Raw genomic sequence first — 19,154 nt, 5'->3', positions numbered from 1 at the left:
GGCCCGGGCGTCAGGAAGACCTGCCGGGGATAGGTGGATCTTGGATGTGCGCTAGGGCGATCTCGTGCTGGTTGAGGGCTTGTCGCAGGCAGATTTTGCCGGCGGAGGTGGCGGTTGGAGCACGGTCCGGCCGGCCACGAACGGGCCGGGGAAGGCGGAGTCGAGCGGGGTCCGCGTATAGAGGTGGCGGATGACTGGCGCGATCAAGAAGGAACGCAGGTTGCTGCGCTTGTCCTGTGGGTCATAGAAGCCCTCCAGGTCGATGATCGAGCCGTCGGCCTGCACCAGCTCCATGGTGGGACCGGCGTCATGGGTTGCGATCAGGTAGTGATGGCCCACGACGAGGTTCACCGCGCCGCACCATGCGGTGGGGAACTGGATGCGGGCGTACTGGTTGCCGTCGCCCTTCAAGGTCTGGAGGGGTCGAATCTTGCCTTCGACCCAATCCGTGTAAGCAAGGCGACCAAGCGGCTGCTTGATATAGCGCGCCTCCACCAGCTGGAACACGAAAACATTGCTCGCCGCGTCCAGCGCCTCGCGAAAGGTTGGCGGTGCCGGGTACTGGCACGCCTGGGCCGTCAGGCCGGTCGGTAGCATCAAGGCCAGGGTCAAGACCAAGCGGGAAAGAAGGTTCAAGTGTGTACTCCTTGCGGGGTGCTTACCCTAGCTTTGCGGCTCTAGTTTGCGTCAGTGCTCAAGCTGGTTGGGGCGTCTAAGTGAACCTGACCCCGTCACCGTTTACTGAGTGAGCGACTCGTGACGTCTTCCCGGCTCGGCTGTTACGGCGTCACGGCGTACTGCCAGTTTTAACGCAGGGCATGCCTTGCGTCGCGTTCGTCGTCCATGTCGCTTCTCTTATGGCCGCCGCTCTGTCGTGAGCGTCAGCAGGTTGCTCACCAACTCTTCAAGTTCGTACCGCTCTCTGCCGTCGTCGGTATAGGCCGATCTCTCGCGCATCAGGTCTGCTGTCATGCTGGGCCAGAAATGATCAATCACGTCGTCCGCTGACACTCGTACTGCCGCTCCGATGATCTTCTTCGCATCGCACGTGTCGGTGTAAGCCACGTCCTTGGTAGTCAGCTGCCTGATCAAGTCCGGGCACAAATAGTTTTCGATCTCGCGCTTTCTGGTGGTGTAGAACGGCCTACCGACCGCTTCAACCTCTGCTTTGCGCTTTTGGACGCTCTTCACCGCCACGGGATCACCGCCTACGTCCGAGTCCAAGAACACGCACCACGGAACCCCCAGGCTGTCGGCCACTTTGAGCGTCACCCAATGCTTCACGCTTCCGCATCCGCCCATTGGGACAGGGACAATGCGTTCATCGTCGAGGCTCGACACGAAGTAGCCAGCATCCCGAAGGGCCACCGAGGTATGACGTAGGAACACGACATCGGCCTTGCCCTCCACTAGCACCAGGGCGCGAGCTCGCTCCATTCCGCTTTCAGGCAAGACCCCCAGGCTCTCTGCGGCCTCCTTTAGGACATCCTCATCGGGCATTCTGACTGACGGAGCGCCGTGCTCGTCCTTAGTTACATATCGAATGCCGTCCGTGGGAATAAGGCCCGCCAGTGCAGGAACGTGCGTCGTGACGATGATCTGTCTGTTCGACTGGCCCGCTAACGCAAGCAGAGCTTTCATCAGCATCACTTGGTAATTCGGATGTTGCGAGGTCTCAGGCTCTTCGATCGCATAGATCACGTTGCGCGCGGAATCGGCGCTCTTCTCCGCCTCTGCGCGGAAAAAGTTCAGCAGGATTAATCGCCGCACCCCGCTGCCACGCTTGTTGATCGGGATCCCGTTTTCGCCATCCAAGGTAAAGCTAAAGGACCACTTAGGCTTCTCCTTGAACCGCGGCTTGAGCTCGTTAGCAAGTTCTGGCGCCATCTCCTTGAGTTTCTCAAGCGTGCGATTTGCTACGTCGAGGACACTGTCTTCGACCTGACGTTCAAGCGCGCTGATCTGGTCTTGGAGGGCAGCTTGCGCATCTCTGACTGCTTGCTGGAGAGGGTTTTTCGCCTCTGCGTCACTGTCGCTGCTTTCGCGGTCTGACTTGAACAAAGCAAAAGTCGGCAGCTGCTCCTGGATCTTCGACCAGACCGACTTGGCCTCGGTGGACAACGCCTTGTCGACGTCCAGCAACGTTTCTTGGCACTGGATTGGCGCAGCCGCCTCCCGGATTGCCTGCCGCCACAGCGAGGCCACCCGCTCGTCAGCAACGGCCACTCCCATCTCTCTTCCTAGCTTCTTCAGATCAACGATCTTCTGGCTAAGCAAAGAGTTCAGAGGGGAAGCCGCGGGATGCTCGCAGCGGATCGCGGTGCGCTCAGGCTTACCCGTCGAAGCTTTGAAGGTTTTGACCACTTCGAGAGCGCCACCTGCGTTGAGCAGGTGCTCCCGCTCCAGAGTGGTCTCTACATTTGCATCCAGCACCAGACGGTCCGGCAGATCGTCGAACTCGCACGCGATCTCGAACCGTTCCTCGCCAGCGGCAAGCGCAAAGCAGTCCATATCGCTCTTATCGACCTTGACATTGCCAGACTCAAAAAAGATGTCCAGCGCCTCCAGGATCGTGGACTTGCCAAAATCGTTTCTACCGACGATTCCCGTCATTTCCTCGTCGATAGGCACAACTACTTCGCGATAACCACGAAAGTTGATGAGCTTTACGGTCTTCAAACGCATCCTGCGTTCCCCATGAGAATCTAATGCCCCCGTCCCTGGCGTCGGAACCCAACGTCCGAACTAACCAACCAGGGGGCGGCCCGGCCTCATTTCACGCTGCCCCCGTTCTCTTTGCAACAGCAAAAAAATGGTCAGAGTCGACTTTTCCTCATCTATCTCTGAGGCTAGTTGAAGTCCATGGATTCCCGCGTTCGCGGGAATGACGAGCGTAGAGGGGAACTGGCGCCTTCAGCGGCTTCGCGTCCTTCTGGCACCGACCTTCTTCGCCGGCTTCCCCACCAACCGTCCCGGCAGCCCCTGCAACGCCGCCACCATCCTGGCCAGCACCAGCTGCGCAGCGCGGCTCGGCTGACGCCGCGGCGCGGTACACACCGCCAGTTGCAGCGGCCGGGCCTGCCAGCCGTGCAGGGGGACGAAGGCGAGCTGGCCTTGTTCCACGTCATGGGCGACATCGACCAGGCTTAGGATGCCGACGCCACCGCCATCGCGGATGAGGGAGCGGATCAGGCGGGTGTCGTTGCAGGTGGTGACGCGGCGCGGGTCCACGCCGTGGCGCACGTACAGGCTGCGGGTGCGTTCCTCGATCACCAGCGGGGCAGCAGGCACCAGCAGGCGTTCGTCCAGCAGGCGGCTCATGGCGATAGTGGTTTCGCGGGCCAGGGCGTGGCCGGGCGGCAGCACGGCGCCGACGGGGATGTCGATGGCGGCGCGGACCTCCAGGTTGCCGTGTTCCACTGGATCCAGCAGCAGGCCGAAGTCGACCTCGGCCGCGGCGACCTGCTCGCTGGCGTAGCGGTTACCCACCACGCGCAGGTCGAAGGAGAAGCCGGGGTACTCGCGGGTCAACTCGGCCAGCAGCTGGGGCACGAAGCCTTCGCTCAGGGCGTCGATCAGGGCGATGCTGACGTGGCCGCGGCGCAGGCCGCGCAGGTCGCCCACGCGCTCCAGGGTGCGGGTGTGCTCCTTGCGCCAGCGGCGCAGGTCGCCCAGCAGCAGCTCGCCGGCGGCGGTGAGCTTCATGCCGGTGGGCAGACGCTCGAACAGCTCCACCTCCAGCTGCTGCTCGGCGCCCTGGATCTGGCGGTGGATGGCCGAGGGCGAGACATGCAGCACCTCGGCGGCCTTGCGCAGGTTGCCCAAGCGGGCGACCTCGATGAAGTAGCTGGCGAAGCGGGAGAAGGGCAGCACGGGGTTGGCCTGTTCTGTTTTTTGCAACGCATGATTGAAAAATCTTGAATGGACTGCAACAAGCGCCGCGTCGCAAGGTAGGGCCGCAACCCCGCACTTCCGCGTTTTTTCGCCAGGTCGCCGCGCCATGTCTGCCGTCCCCCATCCCGCCAATCCGCACAGTCTGTTGCCGCCGGGCAGCACCTTCACGACCAGCGACTGGCAGCTGCTGGCCCGCCAGTGGCATCCGGTGGCCAACGCCAGCGAGATCACCGGCGCGCCGTCCAAGGCCACGCTGCTGGACGAGGCGCTGGTGGTGTACCGGGTCAAGGGCGAGGTGGTGGTGGCGCGCGATGTGTGCCCGCACCGCGGCGTGCCGCTGAGCATGGGCAGTCACGACGAAGAAGGCGTGGTGTGCCCGTACCACGGCCTGCGTTTCGGCGCGGGCGGACGCTGCAACCGCATTCCCTCCAGCCCCAATCAGGCCATCCCGGCCAAGTTGAACCTGGCCACGTATCCGGCGGTGGAGCGCTACGGCCTGGTCTGGGTGTGCCTGGCGCCAGACGCCGACAGCCCGGCGCCGTTGCCGGTGATGCCGCACTGGGACGATGCCGGCTTCCAGCAGATCAACTGCCCGGCCTTCGACATCAACGGCTTTGCCGGCCGCCAGGTGGAAGGCTTTCTGGATGTGGCGCACTTCGCCTGGATCCACACCGACACCTTCGCCGATCCGGACAACCAGTTGGTGCCGGACTACACCACGGTGGAGACCGAGCACGGCTTCCGCGCCGACTACATCAGCAGCGTGAGCAACTACAGCGAGGGCTTCCGCCACCTGGCGCCGGCCGACTTCGCCTGGCTGCGGCGGTTCGAGACGCACCTGCCGTTCACCGCCTCGCTGACCATCCATTTCCCGGGCGAGCAGCGGCTGGTGATCCTCAACTGCGCCTCGCCGGTGTCGGCGCGCAAGACGCGGCTGTTCGTGCCGATCGCGCGCAACTTCAACCTGGAGCAGCCGGTGGAAGAAGTGCACGCGTTCAACCTGCGCATCTTCGAGGAGGACCGGGCGATGGTGGAGTTGCAGCGGCCCGAGCGCCTGCCGCTGGACATGGCGCTGGAAGCGCACATCCCCGCCGACCGCAGTTCCATCGCCTACCGTCGCGGCCTGAAGAAGATGGGCTTCGGCGAGTTCTTCCTGGTCTGATGGCGATGGAGACGCTGGAGGTCGTGATCGACGCCATGAGCCGCCAGGGCGCGGGCAACGTGGCGGTGGAACTGATGCGCGCCGATGGCGCGGCGCTGCCGGCGTTCGAGGCCGGCGCGCACGTGGACGTGCATCTGCCGGGCGGATTGATCCGCCAGTATTCGATCGCCAGCCCGCCAGCCGACCGCTCGCGCTACGTGTTGTGCGTGCGCCGGGAGCCGGCCTCGCGCGGGGGTTCGGCCAGCGTGCACGAGCGCCTGCGCGTGGGCCAGGCGCTGACCATTTCCACGCCGCGCAACCTGTTCGCGCTGAGACCCGGCGGCCACCACGTGCTGGTGGCCGGCGGCATCGGCATCACCCCGCTGCTGGCGATGGCCCACCAGCTGCTGGCGGGCGGGGCATCCTTCGAACTGCATTACTACGTGCGCAGCCGACAGGAGATCGCCTTCCTGCGCCAGCTGCAGGGCGAGCTGGGCGATCGCGTGCACCTGCACAGCGCCGAGGAAGGCCGCGACGCGCGCCAGGTGCTGCCCGGGGCGCTGGACGGGGCAGGGAACGACCATCAGCTCTACCTGTGCGGGCCGGCGGCCTTCATGGACCACATCACCGCCGCCGCGCAGGCGCGGGGGTGGGACGCGTCGCGCATCCACAGCGAGGCCTTCGCCCCGGTGGTGCCGGTGACGTCGGCCGATGCGGCCGCGAAGGATGCGGCGTTCGAGGTGCAGCTGGCGTCCTCCGGGCAGGTTTACTGCGTGCCGGCCGATCGCACCATCGCCCAGGTGCTGGGGGAGGCCGGTGTGCCGCTGAGCCTGTCGTGCGAGATGGGGATCTGCGGCGCCTGCCTGACCGACGTGGTCGAAGGCATGCCGGACCATCGCGACTCGGTGCAGAGCGAGACGGAGAAGGCGGGCAACCGCCAGATCACCGTGTGCTGCTCGCGCAGCCGCAGCCCGCGTCTTACATTGGCCCTGTGAACATGACAGACCCTTCGACGCGCCCTGGCGTGTCCCAGAACCTTGAATTGCTGGCTGGCTACGTGGACGCGCTGGCCACCTTCGATTTCTCACCGCTGCCGGCGGCGGGCGATGTGGCCGCCGACCAGCGCGTGGAGCTGCCCGAGCTGGTCGCGACGCTGCACGCGCGCAACTCGGAACTGGTGGCCTTTACCCGCATCTTCGAGGCCGGCAGCACCTCCAATGCGAGTCCCGATGCGCCGCTGGCCGGTGTGCCGTTCGCGGTCAAGGACCTGTTCGACGTGGCCGGCCTGACCACCACCGCCGGCGCGGCGATACGGATCGACGCGGCGCCTGCCACGCGCGATGCCAAGGTCGTGCGCCGACTCAAGCAGGCCGGCGCGGTGCTGGTGGGCACGACCAACATGGACGAATTCGCCTATGGCTTCGCCACGGTCAACGCGCACTTCGGCACCACGCGCAATCCGCATGATGTGCAGCGGCTGGCGGGTGGCTCGTCGGGTGGTTCGGCGGCGGCGGTGGCAGCGGGGCTGGTGCCGTTCTCGCTGGGCTCGGACACCAACGGCTCGATCCGCGTGCCGGCCGCGCTGTGCGGCATCTACGGCCTGCGCAGCACGCATGGGCAGGTGCCGCTGGAAGGGGTGTTTCCGTTCGTGGATGCGCTGGACGTGGCCGGGCCATTCGCGCGCTCGCTGGACATGCTGCAGACCGTGCATGAGGTGATGGCCGAGGCGGCGCTGGCGCCGGTCGAGGTGGCGGGCCTGCGCATCGCACGGCTGGGCGGCTGGTTCGACGCGAACCTGGATCCGGACCTGCGTGCCGGGCTGGACGCCATCGCGGCGGCGTTGAATGTTCAGGACACGGTCGAACTGCCAGAGGCGAAGCACTCGCGCATGGCGGCCTTCGTCATGACCGCCATCGAGGGTGCGTGGCTGCATCGCCAGGCGCTGCAGGATCATCCGGATGGCTTCGATCCGGCCGTGCGCGACCGCCTACTGGCGGGAATGTTGCAGCCGGCCCCGGTGCTGGCGCAGGTCCAGCACTTCGCGGCGTGGTTCCGCGCGGCGATGGCGCGGCTGTGGGAGCGAGTGGACGTGCTGATCGCGCCGGCCGTGCCCTGCGTGGCGCCGCGCATCGACCAGGCCACCATCGAGATCGATGGCCAGCCGGTGTCGGCGCGGGCCAACCTGGGCATCTTCACCCAGCCGCTGGGCCTGGCCGGCTGCCCGGTGCTGGCCGTGCCGTTGTGGCGTCCCGGGCAGCTGCCGCTGGGCGTGCAGCTGGTTGCCGCGCCCGGGCGCGAGGATCGGCTGTTCGCGGTGGCCCGCACGCTGGAGGCCCGCGGCCTCACCGGCGTGCATGCGCCCGCGGGAGGGGCCGCCTGATGCTGCACACCTTGCGTGCCCGCCGCGGCATGGCCGTGGCCCCGCACCATCTGGCCACGCAGGCCGGGCGCGATGTGCTGCGCGACGGCGGCACCGCGGTCGAAGCCTGCGTGGCCATCGCCGCGACGCTGGCGGTGGTGTATCCGCACATGACCGGGCTGGGCGGCGATGGCTTCTGGCTGGTCCGCGAAGCCGATGGCCGCGTGCACGCCATCGATGCCTGCGGGCGCAGTGCGCAGGCGGCAGGCCTGGCGTTCTACGCCGGCCAGGACACGATTCCCTGGCGCGGGCCGGGTGCGGCCAACACCGTGGCCGGCACGGTCTCCGGCTGGGCCAAGGCGCTGCAAGGCGAGGGCAACCGCCTGCCGCTGGCGCGCCTGCTGGAAGATGCCATCCACCACGCCCAGGCCGGCGTGCCGGTCACCGCCGGCGGCGCGCAGATCGCGGCGAGCAAGGGCGCTGAACTGCGCGTGCAGCCCGGCGCCTACGCGGCCATCTTCGAACCCGAAGGCCGCGCGCTGCGCGAAGGCGAACTGCTGCGCCAGCCCACGCTGGCCTCCACCCTGCAACAACTCGCGAGTGCAGGCCTGGACGATTTCTACCGCGGTGCGCTGGGCGAAGATCTCGCCACCGACTTGCAGGCGCTGGGCAGCCCGCTCACGCTGGACGACCTCAAAACGCATCGCGCAGAAGCCAGCGTGCCGCTGCAGGTCCGCCTGCGCGCGGCCACGCTCTACAACCACGCGCCACCGACGCAGGGCCTGGCCTCGCTGCTGATCCTGGCGCTGTTCGAGCGGCTGGACGTGGCCGAAGGCGAGGGCTTCGCGCACTTGCATGGGCTGGTCGAGGCGACCAAGCAGGCATTCCTGATCCGCGATCAACATGTCGGCGATCCGGCGTGGATGACGCTGGATGCGCAGGCGCTGCTCGACGATGCAGCCGCGCTGGACGCGATGGCCGCACGCATCGATCCGCGCCAGGCGCTGCCATGGCCGCAGCCCTCCCAGGCCGGCGACACCTGCTGGTTCGGCGCCATCGATGCGCGCGGGCAGGCGGTGAGCTGCATCCAGTCGACCTATTTCGAATTCGGCTCCGGGCTGGTGCTGCCGGGCAGCGGCATCACCTGGCAGAACCGTGGCTGCAGCTTCCGTTTGGCGCTCGATGGCTGGAACGCGCTCAAGCCCGGCCGCAAGCCGTTCCACACGCTCAATCCCGCGCTGGCGGTGTTCGACGATGGCCGGGTGATGAGCTACGGCACCATGGGCGGCGAAGGCCAGCCGCAGACGCAGGCGGCGGTGTTCAGCCGATACGCGCGCTTCGGCATGCCACTGCAGCAGGCGGTCAGCGCGCCGCGCTGGCTGCTGGGCCGTACCTGGGGCGAGAACAGCACCTCGCTGAAGCTGGAGGACCGCTTCGATCCGGCCGTGGTCGAAGCGCTGCACGCCGCCGGCCACCACGTCGAACTGCTGCCGGCCTATACCTCGGTCATGGGCCATGCCGGCGCGCTGGTGCGCGAGGCCGATGGCACGCTCAGCGGCGCGAGCGATCCGCGCAGCGATGGTGCGGTGGCCGGATGGTGAGCCTGACGCCCGCAGCGCATCATGGGCGGCCCGCCGTTTCCTCGATGCAATCCATGTCCTTGAATTCCTTTCGTTCCAACTCCGGTATGCGCAACGTGCGACCGCGCCGTGGCCTGCAAGCGCTCGCCCTTGCGGCTGTCCTGCTGCTGCACGCAGGCCTGGCCTGCGCGGCCGACGCGGCGAAGCCCGCGCCGATCCCGGTGATTGTGGATAACGACTTCGGCACCGACATCGATGACGGCTTCGCGCTGTCGCTGGTGCTGGCCTCGCCGCGGCTCAAGCCGCTGTTGGTGACCACCGCCTATGGCGACACGCAGACCCGCGCGCAGTTGATCGCCCAGTTGCTGAAGGACACCGGACATACCGACGTCCCCCTGGCCGCCGGCCCAGCCATCGGCACGCGCGAAGGCGAGATCGGGCAGGCTGGCTGGCTGCGCAGCCCCGCGCCGCAGGTGCGCACCGATGGCGTGGACGCGATGCTGGCCACGCTCAGGCAGGCGCCCACTGGCACGGTGACCCTGCTGGCGCTGGGAGCGCTGACCACCGTCGATGCCGCGCTGAAGCAGGACCCGCGGACCTTCGCGCGCCTCAAGCAGGTGATCCTGATGGGCGGCTCGATCCATCGTGGCTACGGCCCGCAGGCGGGCACCAACTCGGACACGCCCAGCGCCGAATACAACATCAAGCTGGCGCCGCAGGCCCTGCGCGACCTGCTGGCCAGTGGGGTCAAGGTGGAAGTGCAGCCGCTGGACTCGACCGAGATCGCGCTGCCGGCGCCGCTGCAGGCGCGGATCTTCGCCGCGCACACGCCGTATGCCGCGCCGCTGTCGGCGCTGTACACGCTGTGGGCCGAGCGCAGCCCGTGGGGCACCACGCCCACGCTGTTCGACGTGGTGCCGGTCGCGCGCCTGCTGGCGCCGTCCGTGTGCAAGCCGGTGCCGCTGCACATCACCGTGGACGATGACGGCATGACCCGCGTCGGCGCCGGTGCACCGAACGCCACCGCCTGCCTGGACGTGGACAAGGCAGGCGTGCTCAAGCTGGTGGAAGCCGCCCTGGCACCCGCTGCGGTGCCGAAGCAGGCGCAGCCATGAGCGCCGCGCCCGCCCTGACGCACGCCGAGGCCGGCGCCCGCGCCATCGCCCGCTGCGATGCGCTGGGCGTGGCGCCGTTCACGGATTCGGACACCGGGCTGTATCGGGCCTGGCTCACGCCCGCCCATCGCGCCGCGCAGGCCCAAGTGGCCGAATGGATGCGTGAGGCCGGCATGGCCGTGCGCATGGACGCAGCCAGTAACCTGATCGGCCGCTACGAAGGCGATACGCCGGACGCGCCGGCGCTGCTGATCGGCAGCCACCTGGACAGCGTGCGTGACGCCGGCCGCTATGACGGGCCCCTGGGCATCATGCTCGGCATCGAGTGCGTGGCCTGGCTGCAGGCCGAAGGCATTCGCCTGCCGTTCGCCATCGAGGTGATCGCCTTCGGCGACGAGGAGGGCTCGCGCTTTCCCGCCTCGATGTTCACCAGCCGCGCCGTGGCCGGCACGCTGGTGCCAGACGCCATTGAGGGCGTGGCCGACGCGGCCGGCGTGTCGGTCGCGCAGGCGCTGCAGGCCTGGGAGCTCGACCCGGCCCAGCTCGGGCAGGCCGCGCGCCGCAGCGATGAGGTGATCGGCTATCTCGAAGCGCATATCGAACAGGGCCCGGTGCTGGAAGCCGAAGGCCTGGCCCTGGGCGTGGTCACCGGGATCGCCGCGCAGCTGCGCTTCGAAGTGAGCGTGCGTGGGCGCGCCGGCCATGCCGGCACCTCGCCGATGCCGCTGCGCTTGGACGCGCTCACCGCCGCCGCCGAGTGCGTGCTGGCGGTCGAGGTGGTGGCGCGCGAGGCCGACAGCGACCTGGTCGCCACCGTCGGCCGCCTGCAGGTGTTGCCGGGTGCGACCAATGTGGTGCCTGGACGAGTGACGTTTTCGCTGGACGTGCGCGCGGGCGACAACCCCACGCGTGATGCGGGCGCGGCGGACATCCTGCGCCGCTTCGAGGCGATCGCCGCGACGCGCGGGATCCAGGTCGAAGCCAAGCAGGTGCAGGACCTGGCCGCCAGCCCCTGCGATGTGCACCTGATCGAACTGCTGGCGCAGGCGGTGCAAGCGCAGGACATCGCGCCACGCCGGCTGGTCTCCGGGGCGGGGCACGACGCGATGGTGATGCGCGCCCTGTGCCCGACCGCGATGCTGTTCATCCGCTGCGACGGCGGCATCTCACACAACCCGGCCGAGCGCGCGCGCGCGGCCGACGCCGGCGCGGCCGTGGCGGCCATGCTGGATTTCATCGAACGATTGGGAGCAACCCGTGGCAACTGACGTTTTTGGCGAGATCGATCCCCCCCAGCGCCTGCTGATGGGCCCTGGCCCGGTCAACGCCCACCCGCGCGTGCTGCGCGCCATGTCCGCCGACCTGCTGGGGCAGTTCGATCCGGAGATGACCGCGTACATGAACGAGGTCATGGCGCTGTACCGTCCGATCTTCGGCACGCGCAACGCACAGACCTTCCTGATCGACGGCACCGCGCGCGCCGGCATCGAGGCGGCGCTGGTCTCGCTGGTGGCGCCGGGCGACACGGTGCTGGTGGTGAACTTCGGCCGCTTCGGCCTGCTGCTGGGGGAGATCCTGGGCCGCATCGGCGCGAAGATCGAAACCGTCGAAGCGCGCTGGGGCGAGGTGGTGCCGCTGGACGTCATCGAGGACGCGCTCAAACGCGTGCGGCCGAAGGTGGTCGCCACCATCCACGGCGACACCTCCACCACCATGGCCCAGCCCCTGGAAGGCTTCGGCGCGCTGTGCCGGCAGTACGGCGCGCTGTCCTACGTGGATGCCACCGCGACCATCGGCGGCATGGAGATCGCGGCCGATCGCTGGGAGGTTGATGTGGTCAGCGGCGGTCTGCAGAAATGCCTGGGCGGGCCGTCAGGTTCGGCGCCGATCACCGTGTCCGAGGCGGCCGCTGCGCACATCTTCGCGCGGCGTCATGTCGAGCGCGGCATCGCGCGCGATGACATCGACGATGGCGACGGCCCGCGCATCCTGTCCAACTACTTCGACCTGGCCATGGTCATGGACTACTGGTCGGACAAGCGCCTGAACCACCACACCGAGGCCACCAGCATGCTCTACGGCGCCCGCGAGTGCGCGCGCGTGGCGCTGCAGGAAGGCCTGGAACGCCGCTACGCGCGCCATCGCGCCGCCGGTGCGGCGGTGACCGCCGGCGCGCGGGCGCTGGGGCTGGAGGTGTTCGGCGACGACCGTCATCGCATGACCAACGTCACCGGCCTGGTGATCCCCACCGGCGTGGATGGCGAAGCGGTGCGCAAGCGCATGCGCGAGGATTTCGAGATCGAGATCGGGACCGCGTTCGGTCCGCTGCAGGGCAAGGTCTGGCGCATCGGCGCGATGGGCTACAACGCGGCCAAGCACAAGGTACTCATCACCCTGGGCGCGCTGAAGACCGTGCTGCGCATGGAGGGCTTCACTTGCCCGCCGGGCGCTGGCGTGGAAGCCGCCTTGGCCGCCTGGAACGCGGAACTGGCCGCATGAGTGCCGCAGGCAAGCCGGCGATCAACGACCCGGCCATCGTGGCCGAGGTCCGCGCGGCCTTCGATGCCTACGAGCAGGCGCTGATGGCCGACGACATCGCCACGATGGATCGCCTGTTCCATGCCGCGCCGACCACGGTGCGCTACGGGGTGGGCGAGGTGCTGTACGGCATCGAGGAGATCCGCGCGTTCCGCGTCGGGCGCGGCGGCTCGCCGCAGCGCAGGCTCGGACGGGTGGAGATCGCCACGTTCGGGCGCGACTTCGCCACCGCCAACGCGGAGTTCTTCCGCGAAGGCGCCACCCGGCGCGGCCGCCAGAGCCAGAGCTGGGTGCGTTTTGCCGAGGGCTGGAAGGTCGTGTCCGCGCACGTCTCGTTGGAGGGCACGCACGCGTGAGTCTGGCCGAGCTGGAACGCCGTCTCGCCCACGACCTGGCCTGCCTGGACCATGGCAAGCCGGACTGGACGCGTCCGCGCGCCAGCGAGGCGGGCCATGTATTCGACGTGGTCATCGTCGGCGGCGGACAGAGCGGGCTGGGCGCGGCGTTCGCGCTGATGCGCGAGCGGGTCTCCAACCTGCTGGTCATCGACGAGTGTCCGGAAGGCCGCGAAGGCCCCTGGGTCAGCTATGCGCGCATGGTCACCCTACGCACGCCCAAGCAGATCACCTCGATCGACCTGGGGATTCCGTCGCTGACCTTCCGCAGCTGGTGGGAGGCCCAGCACGGCGCCGCCGGCTGGGAGGCGCTGGACAAGATCCCGCGCGAGGACTGGATGGCCTACCTGCGCTGGTATCGGCGCGTTCTGGACCTGCCGGTGCGCAACGACACGCGGCTGGTCCGCGTCGAGCCGGTGCCCGAATCCGGCCTGCATCGCCTGCACCTGGATGGTGGCGGCGCGCTGCTGGTGCGCAAGGTGATCCTGGCCACCGGCATCCAGGGCGGCGGGCAATGGGTGGTGCCCAGGTTCGTGTCGGACAAGCTGCCGCCCACGCTGTACGCCCACACGTCCGGCCCGCTGGACTACGACGCGCTGGCCGGCAAGCGCATCGGCATCCTTGGCGGGGGCGCATCCTCGTTCGACAACGCGCAGTACGCGCTGCAGCGGGGTGTCGCGCAGGCGCATGTGTTTGTGCGTCGCGCGCAGCTGCCGCGGGTCAATCCGATCCGGCACATGGAGCAGGCCGGCATCATCGCGCGCTTCCCCGCATTGCCCGATGCCGACAAGTACGCGCTGATGGCGAGCTTCTTCGCCCGCAACCAGCCGCCGACCAACGACACCTACGCCCGCGCGGTGGCGATGCCAGGCTTCCACCTGCATCTGGGCGCGCCGTGGCTGTCGGTTGCAGAGCGCGACGGCAAGGCCGTGGTGACCACGCCGCAGGGCGAGCAGGTGTTCGATTTCCTGGCCATCGCCACCGGACTGGTGACCGATCCGGACCTGCGTCCGGAGCTGGCCGAACTGGCGCCGGGCATCGCCCGCTGGCGCGACCGCTACACGCCGCCCGCGGAAATCGCCAACCCGCTGCTCGATGCGCATCCCTATCTGGGACCGGGCTTCGAGCTGCAGCCGCGCGATGCGCAGGTCGCGGCGCACTTGCATGGCCTGTTCGCGTTCAACTACTCGGCGCTGATCAACCTGGGGTTGTCGGCTGCGGCGTTGTCGGGCCTGAAATACGCGCTGCCGCGGCTGGCGCAGGCGGTGGCCAACCAGCTGTTCGTCGATGATCGCCAGGCCGTGGTGCATGACTTCCTGGCCTTCGACGAGGAAGAATTCACCGGCCAGTGGCCGCCCCTGCAGGAGTCCGCGGCATGACCTCGCTTTCCACCCATGTGCTGGACACCAGTCGCGGCGGCCCGGCGGCGGGGGTGGCCGTGCAGCTGCTGGATGGCGCTGGCACCGCGCTGTGGCAGGGCGTGACCGACGCCGATGGCCGCTGCCCGGCGCTGCGCGAGCATGTCCTGGCGGCGGGGCGCTACCGGCTGGTGTTCGCGGTGGCCGACTATTTCCGCAGCGCGGGCGCCGCACTGCCGGAGCCGCCGTTTCTCGACGTGATTGCGCTGGATTTCGGCATCACCGGGGAAGGCCATTACCACGTGCCGCTGCTGGTGTCGCCGTTCGGCTATTCGACCTATCGCGGCAGTTGAGGGCAGGGCTGCGCGGGCGGTCGAGGTGGCGGCCCGCTAAACTGATGCCACACCCGACGGTGCGCTCGCGCCGACGGTGATGATGTCCTTCCCTTGTTCGCGATGCCCCTGTCTTCGAAGTCCTGCCCATGGCCATTGGCCTGATCGTCCTTGCCACGCTGCTCGCCTTCGCGCTGCTGGCGTGGTTCGCGGCGCGCTGGCGCCGTGGCCGTCGGACCTGGGCACTGCCGATGATCGCCGCGGGCCTGGTCGCCGTCGTGTTGGTATGGGAAATCGCAGCGCCGCAGGACGCGCCAGTCCCGACAGCGCAGCCGGTGGCGGCCATGTCCTTGACGGCGGAGCAGCAGGCGGTGATGTCGATCGTGGTGCAGCACTGCCAGGCCTGCCATTCCAGCCACGCCACGCAGATGGTCTATGCATCCTGGGTGCTGAAGCTGGACACCTTCCAGCAGGTCCAGGACAACGCGCAGCGGATCAACCGTCAGGTGGTGGAACTGCGCAACATGCCGATGGGCAATGCCACGCAGATGACCCCGGACGAGCGCGAAGTGATCGCCCGCTGGTATGCCGGGCGCGCGCGTCCGGCGACGCGCCCGCAATGACGGGGCCGGAAACGCGAAACGCCCCTTGCGGGGCGTTCGAAACGGTCTGCTGGCTGGCTGAAGCTGGCGGGCGGTGACCGGCGCGCGTCCTCGCTGGCAGGCTGCTGGCGGAGGACGCGGGGCGCAGTCTAGGCCATCACATCGATCGATGAAGAAACGCGAATCGTTCTCGAAAAGCGCGGGTCCGGCTTATTCCAACGCAGGCGCGATATGGCTGAAATCGGTGACCCGGGGATGCCCGCCGGTGGCCTCGCCGGTGCGCGGCTGCGCGTAGTCCTCGAGGCGGTCGACCAGGACGGTCTGCAGCCCCGCCTGGCGCGCGGCGTCCAGCTCCTCGACCACGTCGGACAGGAACAGGATCTCCTCCGGCGCATCGCCGATGGACTGGGCGATCGCACGGTAGCTGGCGGTGTCGCGCTTGGGCCCGGTCGTGGTGTCGAAGAAGCCGGAGAACAGTGGGGTCAGGTCGCCGGCGTCGCTGTAGCCGAACAGCAGCTTCTGCGCGGCGATCGATCCGGAGGAGTACACGTACAGCGCCACGCCTTCGGCATACCAGCGTTGCAGGGCCTCGACCGCGTCCGGATACATGTGCGAGGTGAACTCGGCCTCGCGATAGCCGGCCTCCCAGATCATCCCCTGCAAGGCCTTGAGCACGGTGTGCTTGCGGTCCTCGTCGATCCAGGTCTGCAGCAGCGCCACGCGTGCCGCGTCATTGGCGGCCTCGGGCACTTCTTCGGTCAGGGCATCGAGCAGGGCGCGCACATCCGGTTCCTCGGCGTTGCGTGCCACGAAGTCGGGAAGCGCCTGGCGCGCATAGGGAAACAGCACGTCCTTGACGAAGGTGATGCTGCTGGTCGTGCCTTCGATGTCGGTGACGACGGCCTGGATCGTTGTCATCAGTGCGAAGACTCCGGTACGTAGCGGGGGAAGCGTGCGGCGATGGTCTCGCCGGTGAAGTGGCCCACCCAGCCATCCGGCTCGGTGAAGAAGCGGATCGCCACGAAACTCGGCGACTCGCCCATGTCGAACCAGTGCCTGGTGCCGTCGGGCACGGCGATCAGATCGTTCTTTACGCATTCGATCTCGTAGACCTTGTCCTCCACGTGCAGGGTGAACAGGCCCGAGCCGGCGACGAAGAAGCGGACCTCGTCTTCCTTGTGGAAGTGCTCGTCCAGGAACTTGGTGCGCATCTCGGCGCGCGCCGGATGGTCGGGGGCGATGCTGACCACGTCGACGGACTTGAAGCCGCGTTCGGTCACCAACCGGTCGATGTCGGCGCGGTAGGCGTCCATCACTTCCTGCGGCGAGGCACCGGGCTCGATCGGCTTGGACGCCTGCCAGCGCTCGAACAGCACCCCGATCTTCTCCAGCTCGGTGGCGATGAAGTCCGGGTCGTAGCTGGCGAACAGGGGGGTTTCCGGCTGCGCGTGGTCAAAGATGCGAAGACGGCTCATGGGGGACTCCAGGCGGAAAGGGAGCAGGGCGCGAAGCGTAGCAAGCCGGCCCGACGGGCGGCGTGGTGCAATGCAGAACGCAGTGATCGGGCGTGGTCAGCTGCGACAGCCGAGCTTGCGCAGCTCCAGCTCGCAGTGGAACAGGAATTCGAACGCCTCCAGGTGGCGCCGCGCCTCGGCCATGGTCCGGCCCCAGGCATACAGGCCGTGGCCATCGATCAGGTAGCCCCACAGCGGGCGCTCGTCCAGCAGCGCGTCCACCTGCGCGGCCAGCACCTGCATGTTCTGGGTGTTGGCGAACACCGGCACGTCCACGGCCATCTCATGGGTGCTGTTCCCGTGGAAGGCCTTGAGCAGCTCGTAGCTTTCCAGGCGAAGGTGGCCGGCGCCGGCATACAGGCGCGAGGCGATGGTCTGCACCGGCGAGTGGGTGTGCAGCACGCAGCCCACCTCGGGGAAGCGCTTGTACAGCTGGGTGTGCAGCAGGGTCTCGGCCGAAGGGCGCTTGTCGGTCGCCACCGGCGCACCCTCGAAGTCCACCACCATGATGTGCTCGCGGCCCATGCGACCCTTGTCCGCGCCGGAGACGGTGATCGCCGCATGGCGATCGTCCAGACGTTCGGAGAAGTTGCTGCTGGTGGCCGGGGTCCAACCCAGGCGCGCCAGCTCGGCGACGTTGGCGGTGATCTCGTCGGCCAGCACGTCCAGGCGCGCGGCATCGTAGGGCAGGGCGTTCATGCGCGGAATTTTACCCGCATGTGGAAACGGCGCGGGTGACCGCGCCGTTTCCATTCATGCGTTGCCGCGTTGGGCCGATCAGGCCTGGGGGCCCTCGTGGAACTTGGGCTCCGGCGGCATCGACTCGCCGTCGTCCGGCGGCTCGTTGCCCGGGATCATATGGCTGCGACGATAGCCGTACAGGTAGTACACGACCAGGCCGATGACCGCCCAGCCGAAGAACAGCGCGATGGTGTAGCCGGAGAGGTTGACGAACAGCAGCAGGCAGCCGGCGATGGCCAGGATGCAGATCGGCCACGCCAGCGGCGTCTTGAACGGACGCGGGCGGTTGGGCTGCTTCACGCGCAGCACCAGCACGCCCACGGCCACCATGATGAAAGCGAACAGCGTGCCGGAGTTGGAGATGTCCGCCAGGATGCCGACCGGGAACATCGCCCCGAACAACGCCACGAAGATTCCCGTGATCAAGGTAATCCGGTGCGGGGTGTGGAACTTGGGATGCACCTTGGCCAGCCACTGCGGCAGCAGGCCGTCGCGGGACATGGTGAAGAAGATGCGGGTCTGGCCGAAGATCATCATCAGGATGACCGTCGGCAGGGCGAGGGCGGCGACGATGCCGATGGCGTTGCCCAGCCCGGCGAAACCCAGCACGCGCAACACGTGGGCCAGCGGCTCATGGCTGCAGACCAGCGCTTCGGCGTGCTCGGGCAGGGCGCAGGCGGCGGCGAACTCGGTGCTGCCCGGGGCCAGGGCGGCGCCGGTGGCGTCCATCAGCGGCTGTGCGCCCATCGAACCGACCGCGCCGTAGCCGACCAACAGGTAGAACAGGGTGCAGATCACCAGCGAGCCGATCAGGCCGATGGGGATGTTGCGGTTGGGGTTCTTGGTTTCCTCAGCGGCGGTGGAAACCGCATCGAAGCCCACGTAGGCGAAGAAGATCGAGGCGGCTGCCCCCAGCACGCCGATGCCGCCCATGGGGCTGCCCCAGCCGGTCGGCAGGAACGGCTGGAAGTTGGCGTCCTTGGCCGCGGGCACGGACACGGCGATGAACAGGATCAGGGCGACGATCTTCAACGAGACCAGGATCGCGTTGACCCAGGCGCTCTTGGAGGTGCCCAGCACCAGCAGGCCGGTCACCACCAGCGAGATCAGGAACGCCAGCAGGTTGAAGGCGCCGCCGGCCTGAGGGCCGACCTGAAGCGCTTCGGGCAGGCCGAACCCCGCACTGTTGAGCAGGCCATTCATGTAGCCCGACCAGCCCACCGCGACCGCGCCGGCGGCCACCGCGTATTCCAGCACCAGGGCCCAGCCCACGATCCAGGCCAGCAGTTCGCCCAGCACGCCATAGGTGTAGGTGTAGGCCGACCCGGACACCGGGATCATCGAGGCCAGTTCGGCATAGGCCAGCGCGGCCAGCGCACAGACGACCGCGGCGATCACGAAGGCGATCATCAGGCCGGGGCCGGCCTTCTGGCCGGCCTCGGCGGTCAGCACGAAGATGCCGGTGCCGATGACCGCGCCGATACCCAGCATGGTTAGCTGGAAGGCGCCGAGCTGGCGGGTCAGCGCCTTCTTCTCGGCGGTTTCGAGGATTTTCTCAAGCGGCTTGACGCGCCAGAACAGCATG

At 68.1% G+C, this 19,154-nt stretch carries 18 protein-coding genes; 11 read left to right on the top strand and 7 right to left on the bottom strand.

Annotated elements, in window-relative coordinates:
* Window positions 1-51 precede the first annotated feature (51 nt).
* The 3 genes from ACORQU_RS19325 to ACORQU_RS19315 all read right to left on the bottom strand — a co-directional run bounded on the left by ACORQU_RS19325 (window position 52) and on the right by ACORQU_RS19315 (window position 3,873).
* Window positions 52-636, bottom strand: a complete 585-nt coding sequence (locus ACORQU_RS19325) for a hypothetical protein (protein WP_491642641.1) — start codon at window positions 634-636, stop codon at window positions 52-54.
* 219 nt (window positions 637-855) lie between these two features.
* A complete protein-coding gene (locus tag ACORQU_RS19320; RefSeq protein ID WP_491642640.1) occupies window positions 856-2,685 on the bottom strand; it encodes an AAA family ATPase in 1,830 nt (609 codons plus the stop codon).
* Window positions 2,686-2,913: 228 nt separating this feature from the next.
* The gene (locus ACORQU_RS19315; protein WP_491642639.1) at window positions 2,914-3,873 is read right to left on the bottom strand and encodes a LysR family transcriptional regulator; all 960 of its coding nucleotides are present in this window, start codon (window positions 3,871-3,873) and stop codon (window positions 2,914-2,916) included.
* A 127-nt stretch (window positions 3,874-4,000) separates the two neighbouring features.
* On the opposite strand from ACORQU_RS19315, the gene ACORQU_RS19310 reads away from it, so the two are divergent.
* The 11 genes from ACORQU_RS19310 (at window position 4,001) to ACORQU_RS19260 (ending at window position 15,335) form a co-directional block, all read left to right on the top strand.
* Complete coding sequence (locus ACORQU_RS19310) at window positions 4,001-5,056, top strand: Rieske 2Fe-2S domain-containing protein (RefSeq protein ID WP_491642638.1); 1,056 nt, start codon at window positions 4,001-4,003, stop codon at window positions 5,054-5,056.
* Window positions 5,057-5,061: 5 nt separating this feature from the next.
* The gene (locus ACORQU_RS19305) at window positions 5,062-6,030 is read left to right on the top strand and encodes a PDR/VanB family oxidoreductase (protein ID WP_491642637.1); all 969 of its coding nucleotides are present in this window, start codon (window positions 5,062-5,064) and stop codon (window positions 6,028-6,030) included.
* 2 nt (window positions 6,031-6,032) lie between these two features.
* Window positions 6,033-7,415, top strand: a complete 1,383-nt coding sequence (locus tag ACORQU_RS19300; protein ID WP_491642635.1) for an AtzE family amidohydrolase — start codon at window positions 6,033-6,035, stop codon at window positions 7,413-7,415.
* Window positions 7,415-8,995 carry a gamma-glutamyltransferase family protein gene (locus ACORQU_RS19295; protein WP_491642633.1) on the top strand — a complete coding sequence of 527 codons (1,581 nt, stop codon included), beginning with the start codon at window positions 7,415-7,417 and terminating at the stop codon, window positions 8,993-8,995. Before ACORQU_RS19300 ends, ACORQU_RS19295 begins: the two co-directional genes overlap by 1 nt.
* A gap of 53 nt (window positions 8,996-9,048) precedes the next feature.
* Window positions 9,049-10,089, top strand: coding sequence for a nucleoside hydrolase (locus ACORQU_RS19290; protein WP_491642631.1), 1,041 nt, complete (start codon window positions 9,049-9,051; stop codon window positions 10,087-10,089).
* Window positions 10,086-11,357: an allantoate amidohydrolase gene (locus ACORQU_RS19285; RefSeq protein WP_491642629.1), complete on the top strand. Its 1,272-nt coding sequence runs from the start codon at window positions 10,086-10,088 to the stop codon at window positions 11,355-11,357. The genes ACORQU_RS19290 and ACORQU_RS19285 overlap by 4 nt, the downstream gene beginning before the upstream one ends.
* Before the next feature lie 37 nt (window positions 11,358-11,394).
* Window positions 11,395-12,588 (top strand): pyridoxal-phosphate-dependent aminotransferase family protein, encoded by a 1,194-nt coding sequence (locus tag ACORQU_RS19280; RefSeq protein ID WP_491645184.1) that lies wholly within the window; start codon window positions 11,395-11,397, stop codon window positions 12,586-12,588.
* On the top strand, window positions 12,585-12,983 hold the full coding sequence (gene hpxZ / locus ACORQU_RS19275) for an oxalurate catabolism protein HpxZ (RefSeq protein ID WP_491642627.1): 399 nt from the start codon (window positions 12,585-12,587) through the stop codon (window positions 12,981-12,983). The genes ACORQU_RS19280 and hpxZ overlap by 4 nt, the downstream gene beginning before the upstream one ends.
* On the top strand, window positions 12,980-14,401 hold the full coding sequence (locus ACORQU_RS19270; protein ID WP_491642626.1) for an FAD/NAD(P)-binding protein: 1,422 nt from the start codon (window positions 12,980-12,982) through the stop codon (window positions 14,399-14,401). Before hpxZ ends, ACORQU_RS19270 begins: the two co-directional genes overlap by 4 nt.
* Entirely contained in the window at window positions 14,398-14,733 is a 336-nt protein-coding gene (uraH, locus tag ACORQU_RS19265) for a hydroxyisourate hydrolase (protein ID WP_491642624.1), read from the top strand. Before ACORQU_RS19270 ends, uraH begins: the two co-directional genes overlap by 4 nt.
* 128 nt (window positions 14,734-14,861) lie before the next feature.
* Entirely contained in the window at window positions 14,862-15,335 is a 474-nt protein-coding gene (locus ACORQU_RS19260) for a hypothetical protein (protein ID WP_491642622.1), read from the top strand.
* Window positions 15,336-15,524: 189 nt separating this feature from the next.
* On the opposite strand, the gene mtnC is transcribed toward ACORQU_RS19260, so the two are convergent.
* The 4 genes from mtnC to ACORQU_RS19240 form a co-directional block, all read right to left on the bottom strand.
* Window positions 15,525-16,232 carry an acireductone synthase gene (mtnC, locus tag ACORQU_RS19255; RefSeq protein ID WP_491642621.1) on the bottom strand — a complete coding sequence of 236 codons (708 nt, stop codon included), beginning with the start codon at window positions 16,230-16,232 and terminating at the stop codon, window positions 15,525-15,527.
* Window positions 16,232-16,789 carry a 1,2-dihydroxy-3-keto-5-methylthiopentene dioxygenase gene (locus ACORQU_RS19250; RefSeq protein ID WP_491642619.1) on the bottom strand — a complete coding sequence of 186 codons (558 nt, stop codon included), beginning with the start codon at window positions 16,787-16,789 and terminating at the stop codon, window positions 16,232-16,234. Before ACORQU_RS19250 ends, mtnC begins: the two co-directional genes overlap by 1 nt.
* 96 nt (window positions 16,790-16,885) lie before the next feature.
* Window positions 16,886-17,527 (bottom strand): methylthioribulose 1-phosphate dehydratase, encoded by a 642-nt coding sequence (locus ACORQU_RS19245; RefSeq protein ID WP_491642617.1) that lies wholly within the window; start codon window positions 17,525-17,527, stop codon window positions 16,886-16,888.
* A 78-nt stretch (window positions 17,528-17,605) separates the two neighbouring features.
* Window positions 17,606-19,153, bottom strand: coding sequence for an amino acid permease (locus ACORQU_RS19240; protein ID WP_271645462.1), 1,548 nt, complete (start codon window positions 19,151-19,153; stop codon window positions 17,606-17,608).
* Window position 19,154: the final 1 nt, after the last annotated feature.

It is taken from the genome of Pseudoxanthomonas sp. JC1303 (assembly GCF_058448525.1).
Note: the sequence above shows the minus strand (reverse complement) of the source record. Positions and strands in the feature narration are given on the sequence as shown.